16 protein-coding genes are annotated in these 18,005 nt (G+C 62.5%); 1 reads left to right on the top strand and 15 read right to left on the bottom strand.

Annotation, left to right across the window (positions count from 1 at the left end; genetic code table 11):
- Positions 1-101 precede the first annotated feature (101 nt).
- The 9 genes from pnp to rimP form a co-directional block, all read right to left on the bottom strand.
- A complete protein-coding gene (pnp, locus tag NKH05_RS17485) occupies positions 102-2,249 on the bottom strand; it encodes a polyribonucleotide nucleotidyltransferase (protein ID WP_023719557.1) in 2,148 nt (715 codons plus the stop codon).
- A gap of 409 nt (positions 2,250-2,658) precedes the next feature.
- A complete protein-coding gene (gene rpsO, locus NKH05_RS17480; RefSeq protein WP_280940423.1) occupies positions 2,659-2,970 on the bottom strand; it encodes a 30S ribosomal protein S15 in 312 nt (103 codons plus the stop codon).
- Between the two features lie 140 nt (positions 2,971-3,110).
- Positions 3,111-4,205 carry a magnesium/cobalt transporter CorA gene (gene corA, locus NKH05_RS17475; RefSeq protein ID WP_023719558.1) on the bottom strand — a complete coding sequence of 365 codons (1,095 nt, stop codon included), beginning with the start codon at positions 4,203-4,205 and terminating at the stop codon, positions 3,111-3,113.
- Positions 4,206-4,351: 146 nt separating this feature from the next.
- Positions 4,352-5,311, bottom strand: coding sequence for a tRNA pseudouridine(55) synthase TruB (truB, locus tag NKH05_RS17470; protein WP_353025802.1), 960 nt, complete (start codon positions 5,309-5,311; stop codon positions 4,352-4,354).
- The gene (gene rbfA, locus NKH05_RS17465) at positions 5,311-5,736 is read right to left on the bottom strand and encodes a 30S ribosome-binding factor RbfA (protein ID WP_292653998.1); all 426 of its coding nucleotides are present in this window, start codon (positions 5,734-5,736) and stop codon (positions 5,311-5,313) included. Before rbfA ends, truB begins: the two co-directional genes overlap by 1 nt.
- Before the next feature lie 124 nt (positions 5,737-5,860).
- The gene (gene infB, locus NKH05_RS17460; protein WP_023719561.1) at positions 5,861-8,428 is read right to left on the bottom strand and encodes a translation initiation factor IF-2; all 2,568 of its coding nucleotides are present in this window, start codon (positions 8,426-8,428) and stop codon (positions 5,861-5,863) included.
- Positions 8,425-9,075: an RNA-binding protein gene (locus NKH05_RS17455; protein ID WP_023719562.1), complete on the bottom strand. Its 651-nt coding sequence runs from the start codon at positions 9,073-9,075 to the stop codon at positions 8,425-8,427. Before NKH05_RS17455 ends, infB begins: the two co-directional genes overlap by 4 nt.
- A 38-nt stretch (positions 9,076-9,113) precedes the next feature.
- Positions 9,114-10,709: a transcription termination factor NusA gene (nusA, locus tag NKH05_RS17450; RefSeq protein WP_023719563.1), complete on the bottom strand. Its 1,596-nt coding sequence runs from the start codon at positions 10,707-10,709 to the stop codon at positions 9,114-9,116.
- Positions 10,710-10,755: 46 nt separating this feature from the next.
- On the bottom strand, positions 10,756-11,388 hold the full coding sequence (gene rimP / locus NKH05_RS17445; RefSeq protein ID WP_023719564.1) for a ribosome maturation factor RimP: 633 nt from the start codon (positions 11,386-11,388) through the stop codon (positions 10,756-10,758).
- Positions 11,389-11,671: 283 nt separating this feature from the next.
- Here rimP and NKH05_RS17440 point away from each other — a divergent pair, with 283 nt between their 5' ends.
- Positions 11,672-11,836 (top strand): hypothetical protein, encoded by a 165-nt coding sequence (locus NKH05_RS17440; protein ID WP_023719565.1) that lies wholly within the window; start codon positions 11,672-11,674, stop codon positions 11,834-11,836.
- 46 nt (positions 11,837-11,882) lie between these two features.
- Here NKH05_RS17440 and trmB read toward each other — a convergent pair whose 3' ends face one another.
- The 6 genes from trmB to NKH05_RS17410 all read right to left on the bottom strand — a co-directional run bounded on the left by trmB (position 11,883) and on the right by NKH05_RS17410 (position 17,978).
- Entirely contained in the window at positions 11,883-12,584 is a 702-nt protein-coding gene (gene trmB, locus NKH05_RS17435; RefSeq protein ID WP_352493771.1) for a tRNA (guanine(46)-N(7))-methyltransferase TrmB, read from the bottom strand.
- An 11-nt stretch (positions 12,585-12,595) separates the two neighbouring features.
- A complete protein-coding gene (gene metK, locus NKH05_RS17430; RefSeq protein ID WP_023719567.1) occupies positions 12,596-13,885 on the bottom strand; it encodes a methionine adenosyltransferase in 1,290 nt (429 codons plus the stop codon).
- Positions 13,886-14,185: 300 nt separating this feature from the next.
- A complete protein-coding gene (locus tag NKH05_RS17425; RefSeq protein WP_023719568.1) occupies positions 14,186-14,605 on the bottom strand; it encodes a helix-turn-helix domain-containing protein in 420 nt (139 codons plus the stop codon).
- A 137-nt stretch (positions 14,606-14,742) separates the two neighbouring features.
- Positions 14,743-16,329: an apolipoprotein N-acyltransferase gene (lnt, locus tag NKH05_RS17420; RefSeq protein ID WP_352790818.1), complete on the bottom strand. Its 1,587-nt coding sequence runs from the start codon at positions 16,327-16,329 to the stop codon at positions 14,743-14,745.
- A 93-nt stretch (positions 16,330-16,422) separates the two neighbouring features.
- Positions 16,423-16,887 (bottom strand): VOC family protein, encoded by a 465-nt coding sequence (locus tag NKH05_RS17415; protein ID WP_352483240.1) that lies wholly within the window; start codon positions 16,885-16,887, stop codon positions 16,423-16,425.
- A gap of 17 nt (positions 16,888-16,904) precedes the next feature.
- Positions 16,905-17,978: a hemolysin family protein gene (locus NKH05_RS17410; RefSeq protein WP_352483241.1), complete on the bottom strand. Its 1,074-nt coding sequence runs from the start codon at positions 17,976-17,978 to the stop codon at positions 16,905-16,907.
- Positions 17,979-18,005: the final 27 nt, after the last annotated feature.

Below are 18,005 nucleotides of genomic sequence, written 5' to 3'. Positions count from 1 at the left end.
CCACTCTTGAACTGCAAGGCTGTTGTTGAAATGCAAACGGGCGCGACCTTCCGGCGCGCCCGCTTCGATTGCTTTATGCGTTCGACGGAACGCAACCCCGCTTAGGCGGCGTTTTCTTCGCCTTCGCTCTTCTTATCGCGGGCGATTTCCTTGCCGGTGGCCTGGTCGACGACCTTCATCGACAGGCGGACCTTGCCGCGCTCGTCGAAGCCCATCAGCTTGACCCAGACCTTGTCGCCTTCCTTGACCACATCGGAGGTCTTGGCGACGCGATCATTGGCGAGCTGCGAGATGTGGACGAGGCCGTCACGCGGACCGAAGAAGTTGACGAAAGCGCCGAAGTCGGCGGTCTTGACGACCGTGCCTTCGTAGATTTCACCGACTTCCGGCTCGGCGACGATGGTGTGGATCCACTTCTTCGCCGCCTCGATTTCCTTGGCGTTGGCCGAAGCGATCTTGACCGTGCCGTCATCCTCGATGTTGATCTTGGCGCCGGTCTTTTCGACGATCTCGCGGATGACCTTGCCGCCCGAGCCGATCACGTCGCGGATCTTGTCGGTCGGGATGTGCATGACCTCGATGCGCGGCGCGAACTCGCCGAGCTCGGCACGCGCGCCGGACAGCGCATGGGCCATTTCGCCGAGAATGTGCTGACGGCCATCCTTGGCCTGGTCGAGGGCGATCTTCATGATCTCTTCGGTGATGCCCTCGATCTTGATGTCCATCTGCAGCGAGGTGATGCCGTAGGCGGTGCCGGCAACCTTGAAATCCATGTCGCCGAGGTGGTCCTCGTCGCCGAGGATATCGGAGAGCACGGCGAAGCGCTCGCCTTCCTTGATCAGGCCCATCGCAATGCCGGCGACCGGCTTGGCCAGCGGCACACCGGCATCCATCAGCGCCAGCGAGGTGCCGCAGACGGTAGCCATCGAGGACGAGCCGTTGGACTCGGTGATCTCCGAAACGACGCGCAACGTATAGGGGAACTGGTCGGCGGTCGGCAGCATCGGCCGGATGGCGCGCCAGGCGAGCTTGCCGTGGCCGATTTCGCGGCGGCCGGGCGAACCCATACGGCCCGTTTCACCGACCGAATAGGGAGGGAAATTGTAGTGCAGGAGGAACTTCTCCTTGTACATGCCGGTCAGCGAATCGACATACTGCTCGTCCTCGCCGGTGCCGAGCGTGGCGACGACCAGCGCCTGGGTCTCGCCGCGAGTGAACAGCGCCGAGCCGTGTGTGCGCGGCAGGACGCCGACTTCCGAGACGATCTTGCGGACCGTCTTCAGGTCGCGGCCGTCGATGCGCGAGCCGGTGTCGAGGATGTTCCAGCGCACGACCTTGGCCTGGAGTTCCTTGAACACGGTGCCGATCTGTTCGGACGTGTATTTGGCCTCTTCGCCTTCTGCCGGCGCAAACGCGGCCTTGACCTTCGCCTTGACGGCGTCGACGGCGGCATAGCGCTTCTGCTTGTCGGTGATCTTGTAGGCATCGCGAAGCTCGCCTTCGACGATCTTGAGCATCTCGGCTTCAAGCGCGGAATAGTCCGGCGCGGTGAAATCGCGCGGGTCCTTGGCGGCGACTTCGGCCAGCTTGATGATCGCGTCGATCACCGGCTGGAAGCCCCTGTGGCCGAACATGACGGCGCCGAGCATCAGATCCTCGCCGAGTTCCTTGGCTTCGGACTCGACCATCAGCACGGCGTCGGCGGTGCCGGCGACGACCAGGTCGAGCTTCGATTCCTGCATCTCGTCGACATGCGGGTTGAGCACGTATTCGCCGTTAATGTAGCCAACGCGGGCGCCACCAACCGGGCCCATGAACGGCACGCCGGACAAGGTCAGTGCGGCGGAGGTGGCGACGATCGACAGGATGTCCGGATCATTTTCGAGATCGTGCTGGACGACGGTGACAACGATCTGGGTGTCGTTCTTGTAGCCTTCGGCGAAGAGCGGGCGGATCGGGCGGTCAATCAGGCGGGAAACCAGCGTTTCCTTCTCGCTCGGACGGCCTTCACGCTTGAAATAGCCACCCGGGATCTTGCCGGCGGCGTAAGTCTTTTCCTGGTAGTTGACCGTCAGGGGAAAGAAATCGAGGCCGGGCTTCGGCTCTTTCATCGAGACGACGGTGGCGAGAACCTTGGTTTCGCCATAGGTGGCCAGCACCGCGCCGTCAGCCTGACGTGCGATCTTGCCGGTTTCGAGAATGAGCGGACGGCCGCCCCATTCGATTTCCACTTTGTGGTAATTGAACATATCTTGTCCTTCGTATGCGGAAAGGGCCGCGCCGTTGCAGCGTGCGCGGATGCCCCTTTCCCTTGGCTTCCTTTCTCGGGCAGCCACGGGCAAGACAACGGGAAGCTCGGCTATTCGGCGCATTTGCCGCGCGAGCGTCCTGCAATCCTGCCCCATGACCGTCCATGGGCGGTTTCGAGTGGCCCTCTGCTGTTTCGAAACCGGGTTGGCCAATCGATCCGACTGGCCTTGCGCGTGAACCCGAAAACCAGGTTTTCGGAAAGTATCCTGCGCAAATCTAAAACTTCAGAGCGTCCTTTGCGCATCCAAACCGGTGCGCGGCGCTCTGCTTTCTTCATTGGAGCCTTGGATGATCCGATGCTCCAATGCGCGACCGGCGGGCTCTCGAAAGAACCCGCCGGTCAATTCGTCAACGGCGCAGACCGAGCTTCTCGATCAGCGTCTGATAGCGCGCGTCGTCCTTGCGCTTGAGATAATCAAGCAGGCTGCGGCGCTGGGAAACGAGAGCGAGCAGGCCACGGCGGGAATGGTTATCCTTCTTGTGGTCCTTGAAATGATCGGTCAGGTTCTTGATGCGCTCGGAAAGGATCGCCACCTGGACTTCCGGAGACCCGGTATCGCCCTTGGCGGTTGCGAATTCGCCCATCAATTCCTTCTTGCGTTCGGCAGTAATCGACATCGTGTTTTTCCTTGTCTGTTTGAGGAAACGGGACGCCCTCAGCCGGGATGTCGTCCAGCAGGGGCCGGTGCAAGCAACGCGTCAAAGCGCGAAGCTGCGGCGCATATAGTGCAATTCCGACAAAAAGGCCAGCCCAATTCACAAGCCGGCTTTTTGCTGCATAAACGGGCACTTCCGCATGGTCAGAGCCATTTCTTCCATTTGAAGTATGCGTAGAGCCCGACCGCAACAATCGCCATGAAGACGAGCGACAGGGGATAGCCGTAATAGGCTTTCAGCTCCGGCATGTTCCAGGGCGAGGTGTCGGGGTCGAAATTCATGCCCCATACGCCGACGAGAAAGGTGAGCGGCATGAAGATCACCGAGACGATGGTCAAATAGCTGATGACGTCGTTGGTGCGCGCCTGGCTGAGCGACAGGTGCATCTCGATCAGGCCGGTCAGCATATCGCGCTGGGTTTCGACCAGTTCGATCAATCGCAGCGAATGATCCAGCGTGTCGTTCAGGAATAATTTGGTTTCGGCCTTCACATAAGAGACGTCGTTGCGGATCATGGTCGCCAGCGCGTCGCGCATCGGCCAAAGCACGCCCTTCAGCACATTGGCGTCGCGCCGCAATTCGTGAAGCTGCCGCATCTGGTGCTTGTGCGCCTGGTTCAGCATCTGGTCCTCGATGCTGTCGACCAATTCGCCGGCAGCCTCGATCGGCGGGAAATAGCTGTCGACGATGGCGTCGATCAAAGCATAGGCGAGATAGTCGGCGCCGCGCGAGCGCAAGCGGTTGGGCACCGAGCTCGCGATCCGCTTGCGCACGGGATCGAACGGGTCGCCTTCGCGCTCCTGGAAGGTGACGACGAAGTTCTTGCCGAAGAAGACGGCGATCTGTTCGTAACGATGGGCGGTGACATCGTCGATCATCCTGACGACGACAAAGGCATGGTCCTCGAAGAAATCCACCTTGGGCCGCTGACCGGTGTTGACGACATCTTCCAGCGCCAGCGGATGCAGGTTGAAGATCCCGCCGATCTCCTCGATCAGCTGGATGTTGGCGAGGCCGGTGCAGTCGAGCCAGATGATCGGCCAATTGTGGCAATGAGTGTTGACGTCGTCGATGCTGGCATTGTCGATCGTCTTGAACTTCTCAGGCGAGATCAATGTCAGCCTGAGCTCGGAGCGGCGCGCCGCCGGGTCGGCGATCAGCGTGCCCGGCGAAGCCCCGACCGGTGGCCGCCGTGTTTTGAGCGCCGCTCGCTTGTTGACCGTGTCAGCCTTTGCCATGTGCCCCCTCGAGTGCAGCGTCGAACGGCACTACAGCACAGCGCATCTTTTCGGACGACAAACGACGCCGTAGCCCTGTTGATTTAGCGCATGATCCTTTCCCAAAATAGAATCCGGTTTGGAGATCATGCGCCGGGCGACAGCTGTTACCCGACAAAGACCCGCTTTGGCTTGAACATGCCTTGCTCGATGGCGCCGATGGCGACCAGCTTGCCGCGCGCGGTGGCGCAGGCCTCCTCAGCTTCTACCGGCGCGTCACGGCCGCGAATGATGACCGGATTGCCGAGGCGGATTTTGGTTGCCGCATCGTCGCTGATCGCAACCTGCGGCAAGCATTCGAGCGCCGCGGCGGTGTCGACCAGAAGTGCATCGATGGCACCGAAGTCGATCGGCGCGTCCGCTGCTTGCGAAGCGTCCTCGCTCTGTTCGCCGAAGCGGGCGGCCTCCAGCTCGGCCAAGGTGACGAAATCTTCCTGCGTGAACGGCTCGACCTCGACCCGCCGCAGCTCGGCGATGTGACCAAAACAGCCAAGGTCGCGCCCCATGTCGCGCGCCAGCGAGCGGACATAGGTGCCCTTGCCGCATTCGACCTCGAAGATGGTGCGATCGGCCATGTGCTCGACCAGGTCGAGCCGGCCGATCTCGACCTCGCGTGCCGGAATGTCGACCGTCTCGCCGTCGCGGGCAAGGTCGTAGGCGCGCTCGCCGGCGATCTTGATCGCTGAGAATTGCGGCGGTGTCTGCATGATCACGCCGGTATATTTCGAAAGCAGCGCCAGCACTTCGGATTCCGCCGGACGGAGGTCTGAGCTTTTGGTCGCCGCGCCTTCGAGGTCGTCGGTCGAACGCTCCTCGCCCCAGGCGACGGTGAAGCGGTAGACCTTGGCGCCGTCCTGGACGTAAGGCACAGTCTTCGTCGCCTCGCCAAGCGCGATCGGCAGCATGCCCGACGCCAGCGGGTCGAGCGTGCCGGCATGGCCGGCCTTTTCCGCCTGGAACAGCCATTTGATCTTGCAGACGGCTTCGGTCGAGCCCATGCCGACCGGCTTGTCCAGTACCAGCCAGCCCGAGATCGGCCGGCCCTTCTTCTTGCCGCGGCGCGCCACTATTCGCTATCCTTCCGGTCGTCTTTGTCTTTGTCGTCGGCGCTGAGATCGCGCGCCACTTCGGGCGAGTGCAGCAATTCGTTGATCTTCTGGAAATTGTCGTAGCTGGTATCGAGCCGGAAGCGGAATTCCGGCATGTACTTCATCTGCCGAAGGGCGCCGGAGACGCGGCCGCGGACGAACTTCGCATGCTTGTTGAGCGCTTCGACCACCGCACCGGCATCCTTGGCGCCGAGCGGCGAGACGAAGGCGGTGGCGATCTTCAGATCGGGCGACATGCGCACTTCGGAGACCGAGACCACTGTGTTCTCGATCAGCGGATCGAGGATCTCGCCGCGCTGCAAGGTTTCGGATAGCGCATGGCGCACCTGCTCGCCGACGCGCAGCATGCGCTGGGATGGGCCTGACGGGGTCGAACGGGGCATTTTCCTCGGTCCTGAAATCGTGAAGCGCGGGATGGAACCGCGCCGCATGTCTCATATGGTTTGGGCGGCGGCCTTTCGACCACCGCCCGGTCTCAATAGATGCTCGAACTCAAGACGCTCGAACTCAGAGCGTCCTGGTTACCATCTCGACGCGGAAGCACTCGATGACGTCACCGACGCGCATGTCCTCGTAGTTCTGGAAGGCCATGCCGCATTCCTGACCGCCCGGAACTTCCGAAACCTCGTCCTTGAAGCGCTTCAGGGTCTTCAGCGTGCCTTCGTGGATGACGACGTTGTCGCGGATCAGGCGCACGCCCGCACCACGCTCGACCTTGCCTTCGGTGACACGGCAGCCGGCGATCTTGCCGACCTTGGTGATGTCGAAGATCTCGAGGATCTCGGCATTGCCGATGAAGGTCTCGCGACGCTCCGGTGATAGCAGGCCGGAGAGCGCCGCCTTAACGTCATCGACGAGATTGTAGATGATCGAATAGTAGCGGATCTCGATGCCTGCCGCAGCCGCGGCCGCACGCGCCTGCACATTGGCACGAACGTTGAAGCCGATGATCGCAGCCCCCGAGGTCTCCGCCAGCGACACGTCGCTTTCGGTGATGCCGCCGGCGCCCGCATGGACGATGCGGGCGCGCACCTCGTCGGTGCCGAGATTGTCGAGCGCCGCGTTGATCGCCTCGATCGAGCCCTGCACGTCGCCCTTGATGACCAGCGGGAATTCCTTCAATCCGCTGGTCTGCAATTGCGACATCATCTGTTCAAGCGAGCCGCGCTGGCCGGCATGCCTGGCCACCGCCTTCTCGCGCGCCAGACGTTGGCGATATTCGGTGATCTCGCGGGCGCGGGCTTCGTTGTTGACAACGGCGAAGCGGTCGCCGGCCAGCGGCGTACCTTGCAGACCGAGGACTTCCACCGGCATTGCCGGCGGCGCTTCCTTGACCTGATCGCCGCGATCGTTGACCAGCGCGCGCACCCGGCCCCACTCGTTGCCGGCGACGAGAATGTCGCCCGGCATCAGCGTGCCGGTCTGCACCAGCACGGTTGCGACTGGGCCGCGGCCCTTGTCGAGCTGGGCTTCGATGACAACGCCTTCGGCGGTGCGGTCCGGATTGGCCTTCAGGTCGAGGATTTCGGCCTGCAGCAGGATCGCTTCGAGCAACTTGTCGAGATTGATGCCCTTGGTCGCCGACACCTCGACATCCAGCACCTCGCCGCCCATGGATTCGACGAACACCTCATGGCGCAGCAGTTCCGAGCGCACCTTCTGCGGGTCGGCGTCGTGCTTGTCGATCTTGTTGATCGCCACGATGATCGGAACGCCGGCCGCCTTGGCGTGGTTGATCGATTCGATCGTCTGCGGCATCACGCTGTCGTCGGCCGCCACCACCAGGATGGCGATATCGGTCGCCTGGGCACCGCGGGCACGCATCGCCGTGAAGGCGGCGTGGCCGGGCGTGTCGATGAAGGTAATCTTGTTACCGTTCTTCTCGACCTGATAGGCGCCGATATGCTGCGTAATGCCACCGGCTTCGCCGGACACCACGTTGGCATTTCGGATGGCATCGAGCAACGAGGTCTTGCCGTGATCGACATGGCCCATGATGGTTACCACCGGCGGACGCGGCTGCAGGTCCTCGGGACGATCGGCGATGTTGAACAAGCCCTCTTCGATGTCGGACTCGGCGACGCGGCGGACCGTGTGGCCAAATTCGGTCGCGACGAGTTCGGCCGTGTCGGCGTCGATGACGTCGCCAGGCTTCAGGATCTGGCCCTGCTTCATGAAGAACTTGACCACGTCGACAGCGCGCTCGGACATGCGCTGCGCCAGCTCCTGGATGGTGATGGTTTCGGGCAGGATCACTTCACGCATGACTTTCTCGCGTGGCTCATTATGCAACGCGCGCTTGAATTTCTCCTGACGGCGGCGCATCGACGACAGCGAGCGGGCGCGCGCATCCTCGTCGGAAAGCGCCGAATTCAGCGTCAGCTTGCCGCGGCGGCGGTCTTCCTCGCCCTTGGTCGGTTTGGCCGGACGCGCCACTTCGGGCGTGACCAGACGGCGCACTGGTGCGCCGGCACCGGTCCGCTTCGGCTTGACCTCTTCCTCGTCATCGACTGTCGCCAGTTCGGCGGCCAGCGGCGCACGGCGGCGTGCCTCTTCCTCGGCACGGCGGCGGGATTCAGCCTCGGCTTGCAGCCGTGCCTCTTCCTCGGCCTGACGGCGAGCCGATTCCTCGCGCTCGCGGCGGCGGCGCTCCTCGTCCTCGCTGCGGCGCTTGGCCTCCTCGATGGCGCGTTGGCGATCCTCGACGTCACGGACCTTCGAGCCCTCGAGAGCCCGGCGGCGTGCTTCCATTTCCTGGCGCGACAACTCGTTCAGCACCATGCCGCCGCGTTCGACCGGCGGCGGAGGCGGCGGCGCCTTGGGGGCTTCCTGCACGGCAGGCGCTGCCGCGACCGGCTTCGGCGTGAAGACGGACACAGGCGCTGCCGCCGGCTCCGGCTTGTCGCCGGGCAGCGAGAACTTGCGCTTCTTGGTCTCGACAACCACCGATTTGGTGCGGCCGTGCGAGAAGTTCTGGCGCACCGTGCCCTGTTCCATACCGGGGCGCTTCAGCGTCAAGGTCTTCTTCGGCGTAACACTCAGCGTCTTGTCGTCGCCCGATTTCGTATCGCTCATTCCATATCCTCTGCGGCATCATCTTCGTCAGCAACGGCCGCAAGCATTGCCAGATCGTCCGGGGAACCGCCCCGATATCGGTCGAGCGCAACCATGCGCTTCTGGACCGCCCTGCCCGCGTCTCCCGCGAGAACGGCAGCATGTATCACATTTGTACCCCCCAATGCCAAGCTCAACTCGGCCTCGGAGAAAAGTTTGTAAGCGCGGATCGCAGGCCCGCCGAGGTGGACGGTTGCCCGTCGCGCCTGGCTTATCTTGCGGACGCCATCGTCGGAAGCCTCGGTCGCGTGGAGCACGAAAAGTGCAAGTCCGCCGCGCACGGCGCTCTCGACCTTGGTCGCTCCGAGCGCTATGGCGCCCGCCTTGCGGGCCAGGCCAAGCATGCCCAGAGCGGACCTGGAAAGCAGCGCGTCGACCATGCCGCCAAGATCGGCTGGCACGGTCACCTGCGCCTTAAAAGCACGGGCAAACAGGTTTTTCGCCGCTGCCTTGTCTATATGTAGGCGGTCGGCGGTCACCCAGCAACCGCGGCCGGGCAGGTTTCTCTTGATGTCCGGAACGACGGCCGAATCCGGGCCGACGACGAAACGGATCAGCTCATCCGGTTCGGCTTGCCTGCGGGTGACGATGCAGGTGCGATCGTTCATCTCGTCCAAGGGCGGGTTCGGTGCGATGCGGTTTCACCTCACGCACCGACGGTTTCGTCAGCCGGCACGCCCTCGGCGGCAAGCTCGTCTTCGGTGATCCAGCCAGCCTTCAGGCGAGCGGCCAAGACCATTTGCTCGGCATCGGCGCGCGACACGCCGTGGTTGGCGAGCACACCCGGGAATACCTTCGTCTCGCCGTCCTTGCGTTCCTTCCAGCCGGTCAGGTCGTCGGCGGCGTAGCCGGCGAAATCCTCGATCGTCTTCACGCCGTCCTCGCCGAGCGTCACCATCATGGCGGTGGTGATGCCGGGAATCTCGCGCAGCTCGTCCTTAACGCCGAGCGCCTTGCGCTTCTCGTCATGCTCGGCTTCGATCTTCTCCAGATATTCGCGGGCGCGGGTCTGGATCTCCGAAGCCGTGTCCTCGTCGAAGCCGTCGATCGACGCGATTTCGCCGGAATCGACATACGCGACCTCCTCGACGCTGGTGAAGCCTTCGGAAGCGAGCACCTGGCCGACCATCTCGTCGACGTCGAGGGCTTCCATGAACAGCGACGACCGTTCAACGAATTCCTTCTGGCGCCGTTCGCTCTCTTCCTGCTCGGTCAGGATGTCGATATCCCAGCCGGTGAGCTGCGAGGCAAGACGGACGTTCTGGCCGCGGCGACCGATGGCCAGCGACAGCTGGTCGTCGGGGACGACGACCTCGATGCGCTCGGCATCCTCGTCGAGCACGACCTTGGCGACTTCCGCCGGCTGCAATGCATTGACGATGAAGGACGCGGCCGAGGGCGACCACGGAATGATGTCGATCTTCTCGCCCTGCAATTCGCCGACGACCGCCTGGACGCGGCTGCCGCGCATGCCGACGCAGGCACCGACCGGATCGATGGAGCTGTCACGGGAGATGACAGCGATCTTGGCGCGCGAACCCGGATCGCGGGCGACCGACTTGATCTCGATGATACCGTCGTAGATTTCCGGCACTTCCATGGTGAACAGTTTCGCCATGAACTGCGGATGGGTGCGCGACAGGAATATCTGCGGGCCGCGTTGTTCGCGGCGCACGTCATAGACGTAGGCGCGGACGCGATCGCCATATTTATAGTTTTCGCGCGGGATCAGCTCGTCCCGGCGGATAATCGCCTCGCCGCGGCCGAGATCGACGATGACGTTGCCGTATTCGACACGCTTGACGGTGCCGTTGACGATCTCGCCGATACGGTCCTTGTACTCGTCATATTGCCGGTCGCGCTCGGCCTCGCGCACCTTCTGCACGATGACCTGCTTGGCCGACTGGGCGGCGATGCGGCCGAAATCCATCGGCGGCAGCTGTTCGGCGATGAAATCGCCGAGCTGGGCGTCCGGATTGCGCTCGCGCGCCGAGGAAATGGCAATCTGCGTCGCGTAGTCGTCGACCTTCTCGACCACTTCCATCAGCCGCTGCAGCTTCATCTCGCCGGTATTCGGATTGATATCGGCCCGGATATTGGTTTCCTGGCCGTAGCGCGAGCGCGCGGCCTTCTGGATCGCATCGGCCATAGCGGCGATGACGATCGACTTGTCGATCGACTTTTCACGCGCGACCGCATCGGCGATCTGCAGCAGTTCAAGCCTGTTGGCGCTTACAACCATCTTCTTTCTCCCGAGCTTGTTGCCGACCTTACGGCCGGCAGCCCAATCACATTTCCTGTTCGGTTTCGTCTTCCGCACCCTCTGGTGCGTCTTCGGGTTCGCCGCGGCGTTTTCTGGCTTCCTTGCGCGCCCGGTTATCCTTCGACAGCGCATCGCGGATAAGATCATCGGTCAGAACCAGCCGCGCTTCGGCAATCGCATCGTAGGGAACACGCACCGTCGGCTCCTCGCCGTAAGCGGCCTTGTCGCGCTCGATCAGCACACCGTCCGCGTCGCTTTCGGCGATCTTGCCCTTGAAGCGCTTGCGGTCGGCGACGAGAACCGACGTTTCCATCTTCACCAGATGGCCGGTCCAGGCTGCAAAGTCCGATTTGCGGACCAGCGGCCTGTCGATGCCCGGCGACGACACTTCGAGATGATAAGCCTTCTCGATCGGATCATCGACATCGAGCGCCGGCGATACTGCCCGGCTGACCTCTTCACAATCCTCGACAGTCATCGTGCCGTCCTCGCGCTCGGCCATGATCTGCAGCGTCAGCCCGTTCTGGCCCGACAGATGCACACGTACCAAGCGGAAACCGATGGCGCGCAGTACCGGCTGAACGATCAGCGCGATGCGCGCATCGATGCCGCTTTCGCGGATGATGCGGTCGTCGCCTTCGCTTGCCGTCACTGTCATTCGGTCCCTGTCGTTCGATTCCTGCTTGGCCGGCAGGTAATAAAAAAGAGCGGGACCGGGTGGACCCACTCTTCGTCATACCGACCAAGAATTTGAAGCTGATATAGACGATCGTGGCCGTCGTTTCAAGCCCGTCGTGCATGACGGCAAGGCTCCGAGTCCGCAGCGCTGCGCCAAATGCATGGCGCCCATGCAGTAATCCTCCTTTGAGCACCGGCAACGCACGACTATCTATGTTGCATTGCACAATTGGAGCGCTCACTACGCTTGGAAGGATCCGATCATGAACAATCGTGGATTTTTTTCAGCCATAGGCGACTTTTTTAGCGTGTTTGGCAGCGCCGTAGCAGCGTCGCGTGCTGTGGAAAACGGTCGCAAGCCGCGTGCGAATGATCTGCGCAATCTGGGCATGGAGCCGGCAGCCTTCGATAAAATCCGCCGCTTCTAAGCCAAGTGAACAGGAGAGCCTTCGGCCGCTCAGCTCGGACTTCCTGCTATTTCCGCACAAAGGTGAGATAGGCGGGCCGTCGGCCCTCGCGAATGGCCTTGGCCTCATAGCGCGTCCCCGGCCAGCCATCATAGGGCCGACGCCAGTCGGCTGCTTCGTTTGCCTGCCACGTGAAGGCGCCATGCGCCCGGCAATGCAGCAGCGTCCAGTTCACATAGCTGTCGATGTCTGACGCAAAGTGGAACTTTCCGCCGTGCTTCAAGACGCGCGCGAAGCGGTCGAGATTGACCGGGCTGACGAAGCGCCGCTTCCAGTGCTTCTTCTTCGGCCACGGATCCGGGTAGAGAAGGTCGATGCCGTCAAGCGAAGCCTGCGGCAGCCAGTCAAGCAGGCGTGTGGCGTCGTCGTCATAGACGCGCAGATTAGCAAGCGGCCGCTCCCGGACCGCCATCATCATCTTGGCCATGCCGTTGACGAAAGGCTCGACGCCGATAAAGCCGGTCGCCTGGCTGGCCGTGGCACGGTGCAGAAGATGTTCGCCGCCGCCAAAACCGATTTCGAGCTGGACAGCGGAAACTTCGGCTTCGAAAAGGCTGCGCAGATCGGCCGGCGGTTCAACCGTCAGATCGAGCCTGTAGGCGGCGAAGCCGCTCTCCAGCGCCGCCGCCTGCTGCGGTCGGATGGTCTTGCCGCGCCGGCGACCGAAAAACGCCTCGGTCGCACGGCTTGGCCGGTCCTTCGGGTCCATAGGCGCCGTTGTTAGGCGGCGACTGCTTCGGCGACCGGTTCGGCGAGAGCGTCCTTGAGCGCCTTGGCGAGATCGGTCTTCTCCCAGGAGAAGGATCCGTCGCGGCCGGCCTTGCGGCCAAAATGGCCGTAGGACGACGTCTTGGCATAGATCGGCTTGTTGAGATCGAGGTGGCGGCGGATGCCGGACGGCGATAGGTCCATCACAGTGCGCAGTGCACGCTCGAGCTTTGCCTCGTCGACCTTGCCGGTGCCGTGGAGGTCGACGTAGATCGACAGCGGCTGGGCGACACCGATCGCATAGGAAAGCTGGATAGTGCAGCGATCGGCAAGCTTCGCGGCAACCACGTTCTTGGCGAGATAGCGCGCCGCATAGGCGGCCGAGCGGTCGACCTTGGTGGTGTCCTTGCCGGAGAAGGCGCCGCCGCCATGGGGCGCAGCCCCACCATAGGTGTCGACGATGATCTTGCGGCCGGTCAGGCCGGCGTCGCCGTCAGGTCCGCCGATGACGAACTTGCCAGTCGGGTTGATGTACCAATTGCAATTGTCGGCGATCTTCAGGTCGCCTAGTGCTTCGCGGATATAGGGCTCGACGACGTTGCGCACCTTCTTCGAATCCCACGTCTCATCGAGATGTTGGGTCGACAGCACGATCTGCGTCACTTCCGCCGCTTTGCCGTCGACATAGCGGACTGTCACCTGGCTCTTGGCATCCGGCCCGAGCCTGCCGGCATCACCGCTGCCCTCATGGCGCGCAGCGGCCAGCAATTCGAGGATCTTGTGGCTGTAATAGATCGGCGCCGGCATCAGGTCCGGCGTTTCGCGGCAGGCATAGCCAAACATGATGCCCTGATCGCCGGCTCCTTCCTCGCCTTGCCGGTCGGAAGCGTTGTCGACGCCTTGGCCGATATCCGGCGATTGGCCGTGCAGCAGGACCTCGATCTTGGCCGTCTTCCAGTGGAAGCCGGCCTGCTCGTAGCCGATTTCGCGGATTGCCTTGCGTGCGACCGACTTGAACTTGGCCGGGTTGACAATCGGATGGCCGGCCGCATCCTTCAGGACGTTGCCCTCCTTGTCCTTCTTGAGCAGCGTCTCGGGGACGCGCACTTCACCGGCGATGACAACGCGATTGGTCGTCGCGAGCGTCTCGCAGGCGACGCGGACTTTCCACGGGTCCATGCCGGTCTTTCTGGCCTCGCGGTAGACGAGATCGACAATCTCGTCGGAGATACGATCGCAGACCTTGTCGGGATGGCCCTCGGCAACGGATTCCGAGGTGAAGAAATAATTGTGCCGCGTCACGGGTGTCCCCTCTTGAAAAAATATCGGCAGGCCGCCGATTTTGGCGCGCCAGTTGTTAACGGTGCCGGGCGCCGCTCGTCAAGTCGTGCAGCCGTTCTAGCATGAATTTTGACGTTATTATCTTTGCGTCCAGAAGACGGCGGCAGGGCGCACTACCCTCATCTCTTGCACTCACAGGCTGAAGAGAACGGTTTCGTGGAAGCATGTCGAGCAAAATCGATCCGCGCGTCGGCGCATCTGCGGAATGCACATCCCACGGTGCACTCAGCCACGAGAAATTGCATGCCCGGCTACGGCCAGTCAATCGACCTCGTCGACGGAGAGCGACTTCACAAGCTCGATGATCTTGCGACGCACTTTCACGTCGGCGATCTTGACGAAGGCGCGGTTCAGCTGGAGGCCTTCCGGGCTGCCGCAGAATTCGACGGCGGAGGTCATCGACGCATCCTCGGCAAATCCACGGTTGCCCACGGCCTCCTGACCGGGCGCATCCTCGAAAAAGAAGGCGACGGGAACGCCGAGTATCGAGGCGATTGCCTGCAAACGACTGGCGCCGACGCGATTGGTGCCTTTTTCGTACTTTTGGATCTGCTGGAACGTTATGCCGAGGTTTTCGCCCAGTTTTTCCTGACTCATTCCCAGCATATTGCGGCGAAGCCGGATGCGGCTTCCGACGTGGATGTCGATCGGATTCGGCTTTTTCTTGTTTTCTTCTGTCATTTTTTCCTCGCCGAATTTTTCCGGCTTTTTCTATTTTGCTGCCCAAACGACGCCGCGGCCCGTGCCCCAACAGAACGACCTTATCGACTTCGAGAATTTTCAGGCGCTTACAGTATGAGTTTCTAATGTGTCGGCTGTCAATTCGCCCGTAGCCTTTGCCTTACGTTCAAAATGCATGCCGCAACGGCAAGCAAAAACATGATCAGCATTCCGTTAATGCGTCGTTGGCCGGAGGAAACGATGGCTTGGTTGGAGATCGGCACACGCACATCGATGGCGCCGCGTGCGTCGATAGCCAGCGCGTCGACGATGCGTCCTCGCGGGTCGACAACGGCCGAAATGCCGTTATTGGCCGCGCGCAACAGGGGCACCCCATTCTCCACCGCCCGGATCTGCGCCTGCCTGAAGTGCTGGTACGGCCCTGGCGTGTCGCCGAACCAGGCGTCATTGGTGACGTTCACAATAAGCTCGGCTGACGTGGCGTCAACCGCGACCAGATCGGGAAAGATGACCTCATAGCAAATAAACGGCAGCGCCCGGATGCCGCCGGGCAGCGTGATCGGGTGCCGCTCATTGCCGGCCGCGAAGGTCATTGGGCCGGCGACAAGCTGCTCAAGCCCAAAGCGGCCGAGCAGATCGGCGAAAGGCAGGTATTCACCAAACGGTACCAGATGAACCTTGTCGACGGCATCGACGATTTCGCCCCTTTCGTCGATCGCCACGACCGAGTTGTAGTAACGGCTTCCGGTCGCCGAGCCGCCTTCCTCGCGAACGACGCCGGCGACCAGCATCTGGCCATCGCCGAGCATCTCTCCGATGGCAGGCAAGGCATCCGGACGTTCGGTGAACAGAAACGGCACGGAGGTCTCCGGCCACAGGATCAACTGCGGCCTGTCATGGCCGGGTTCCGGCGCTTTGGCCGAAAGCCCCATCATGGTGGCGAAGATGCGGTCACGCACCGAGGCATCCCATTTTTCCGTGAGGTCGACGGCAGGCTGCACGATACGGACGTCGAGGCTGCGGGCGGCCGGCTTTTCGGGGGCGGCGAGCCTGATATAGCCGAAGCCGGCATGGGCAACGACCAGAACGACAAGCAATGCCACGCCGAGGCGAAGATGCCGGCGCGCCGCAAGCAGGGCCGGCAGTGCAAAGACGAAGACTGCAAGCGCATTCATGCCGATCATGCCGGTCACCGACACGCTCTGCATCAGCAAAGGCACCGGCATCGCCGCATAGCCGACGGCATTCCAGGGAAAGCCGGTGAACAGGAAGCCGCGCAACCATTCCGCCAGCGCAAAGCCGAAGGCGAGCGCGGCGATGCGGCCGATGTCATTGCTCCACAACAGCCGGGCAACCACGGCGGCGAAGCCATAGAAGAAGGCCAGCGCGAGGGGGATGCCAACCACCGCGAACGGCAAGGCCCAGGCGAAGCTGTCGGCCTCGACCAGAAGCGCCGAGCCAACCCACCACAGACCGGCAAGAAAGTAGCCGAAACCGAACCACCAGCCGATGGCGAAAGCCGGCAGCAAGCGTCGCAGAACACCGTCCGAGGCTTCGCCGGTCGCGCCATCGAGAAGCCACACCAGCAGCGGGAACGAAACGAAACAGACGGCGAAGAAATCGTAAGGCGCCTGAGCGAGAACCGCCAGCGCGCCGGCAAGAAACGCCACCAGCGCGCGCCGCCAGCCCCAAAGCAGAATTATCCGGCCGGCCTGGCGCTCCATCTATGCTTCCGAGTCGTGCGAATCAGGAAGCAAGATTTATCAGGCCGCGGCCTTGGCTCCAAACCGGATAAGAGCGAACAAGTCCGCTCATAGCTATCGATGCCAGCCTTCGATCTTCAGTCCGCCCAGCCGCTCAGCCTCTTCGCGTGGGACGGAGCGGACAGTCTGGGAAAAGGTCCAGACATGGCCTTCAGGATCGCGCGCCCTGTACTGCCGTTCACCGTAGTCGGCAGGCTCCTCGACGATCTCGGCTCCCGCCGCCCTTGCACGATCACAGTGGGCATCTATCCCGTCCTTGAGGCGCGCATAGACCGACTGCGTGTTCTTGCCTGCAACTGAAGCCGGGCTGGCTATATGGTCGGCCCATTCGGAATCGATGATGATATAGCCGTCGCCGAACCGCATCTCGGAATGGACGAGCCTGCCATCGGTATCGCTGACCACCATGCTCGGCTCGAAGCCGAAAGCCTTTTCAAGCCATGTCAATGCGGCCCGCGGATCCTGGTAGAAGACGCCGGAGCCCAGTGTCGAGTGCTTGAACGGGTCCTCAATCGGCATCGAGCGAGCCGCGTCCTTCAAGCCTGCTCGGTGCGGGCGGCGCGGCGGCGGCGCTCGCCCTTCAGGGTTTCGACTATGCGCACGCGCTTGACGCGGCGTGGGTCGGCGTCGAGCACATGGAACTCGAAGCCGGGTATGGCCTGCACCACTTCGCCGCGCGCCGGCACCCGGCCAAGCGTGTTGAAGATCATGCCGCCGATCGTGTCGACATATTCGCCGTGCTCGCCGGCGGCGAAATCCTCGCCGATCATCTTGGCGACATCGTCGATCTCGGCCTTGCCGTCGACGATGAAGACGCCTTCGCCGGCCTGGGTGATCATCGGCTCGTCGTCGTCGTGCTCGTCCTCGATGTCGCCGACCACCATCTCGACGATATCCTCGAGCGAGACGAGACCGTCGGTGCCGCCATATTCGTCGATGACCAGCGCCATCTGGGTCCGTGTCGTCTGCATCCGCCCCATCAGGTCGGAGGCGAGCATCGACGGCGGCACGAACAGCACCGGTCGGATCAGGTTGAGATCGCCGATGGTGCGCGCCAGATCGACCTGGGCGAGATCGAGAACCGTTGCGACCGCGGTTTTCCTGGTCGTCCTGCCCTTTCGGACGCGGGCGACCTTGGTGATGTGCGCCAGCACGTCGCGGATATGGACCATGCCGCGCGGGTCGTCGAGCGTCTCCGAATAGACCGGCATGCGGGAATGGCCGGACTGTTCGAAGAGCCCCAGAAGATCACCCAGCTTCGTGGTGATCTCGACCGCCTCGATGTCGGCGCGCGGCACCATGACGTCCTCGACGCGCACTTCGCGCAGACGCAGGATATTGTTGAGCATGGCGCGTTCGCCGGGCGAGAAGGATTCCGCATCGCTCGCCGTTTCGGCAAGCGCACCGGCAATCTCCTCGCGCAGGCTGGTGCCGTTGCGGTGCCTGAAAAGCCCGAGCACGCGATCGAACAGGGAAGGACCGGCAGGCGATGCCTCGCTGGCGAAGCTGCCGGTCGTGGTACTCGGACTCGAGCCCTCTTCCGTCGTTTCGGAAGGCTTGATCGCACTGCCGGCATCGGGGCGGGCGGCAGTCTCTGGTTTGTCGTTCATCATCGTCCGGTCAATTGATCTTTTGTA

Source organism: Mesorhizobium sp. M1399 (assembly GCF_040317735.1).
Lineage (GTDB): Bacteria > Pseudomonadota > Alphaproteobacteria > Rhizobiales > Rhizobiaceae > Mesorhizobium.
This window is presented reverse-complemented; position numbering and strand designations above follow the sequence as displayed.

Coding starts and splice junctions, on each gene's coding strand:
- pnp (WP_023719557.1), bottom strand. CDS start 2,249: ATGTTCAATTACCACAAAGTGGAAATCGAATGGGGCGGCCGTCCGCTC.
- corA (WP_023719558.1), bottom strand. CDS start 4,205: ATGGCAAAGGCTGACACGGTCAACAAGCGAGCGGCGCTCAAAACACGG.
- rbfA (WP_292653998.1), bottom strand. CDS start 5,736: ATGCCCCGTTCGACCCCGTCAGGCCCATCCCAGCGCATGCTGCGCGTC.
- infB (WP_023719561.1), bottom strand. CDS start 8,428: ATGAGCGATACGAAATCGGGCGACGACAAGACGCTGAGTGTTACGCCG.
- NKH05_RS17455 (WP_023719562.1), bottom strand. CDS start 9,075: ATGAACGATCGCACCTGCATCGTCACCCGCAGGCAAGCCGAACCGGAT.
- nusA (WP_023719563.1), bottom strand. CDS start 10,709: ATGGTTGTAAGCGCCAACAGGCTTGAACTGCTGCAGATCGCCGATGCG.
- rimP (WP_023719564.1), bottom strand. CDS start 11,388: ATGACAGTGACGGCAAGCGAAGGCGACGACCGCATCATCCGCGAAAGC.
- NKH05_RS17440 (WP_023719565.1), top strand. CDS start 11,672: ATGAACAATCGTGGATTTTTTTCAGCCATAGGCGACTTTTTTAGCGTG.
- trmB (WP_352493771.1), bottom strand. CDS start 12,584: ATGGACCCGAAGGACCGGCCAAGCCGTGCGACCGAGGCGTTTTTCGGT.
- NKH05_RS17425 (WP_023719568.1), bottom strand. CDS start 14,605: ATGACAGAAGAAAACAAGAAAAAGCCGAATCCGATCGACATCCACGTC.
- lnt (WP_352790818.1), bottom strand. CDS start 16,329: ATGGAGCGCCAGGCCGGCCGGATAATTCTGCTTTGGGGCTGGCGGCGC.
- NKH05_RS17415 (WP_352483240.1), bottom strand. CDS start 16,887: ATGCCGATTGAGGACCCGTTCAAGCACTCGACACTGGGCTCCGGCGTC.
- NKH05_RS17410 (WP_352483241.1), bottom strand. CDS start 17,978: ATGAACGACAAACCAGAGACTGCCGCCCGCCCCGATGCCGGCAGTGCG.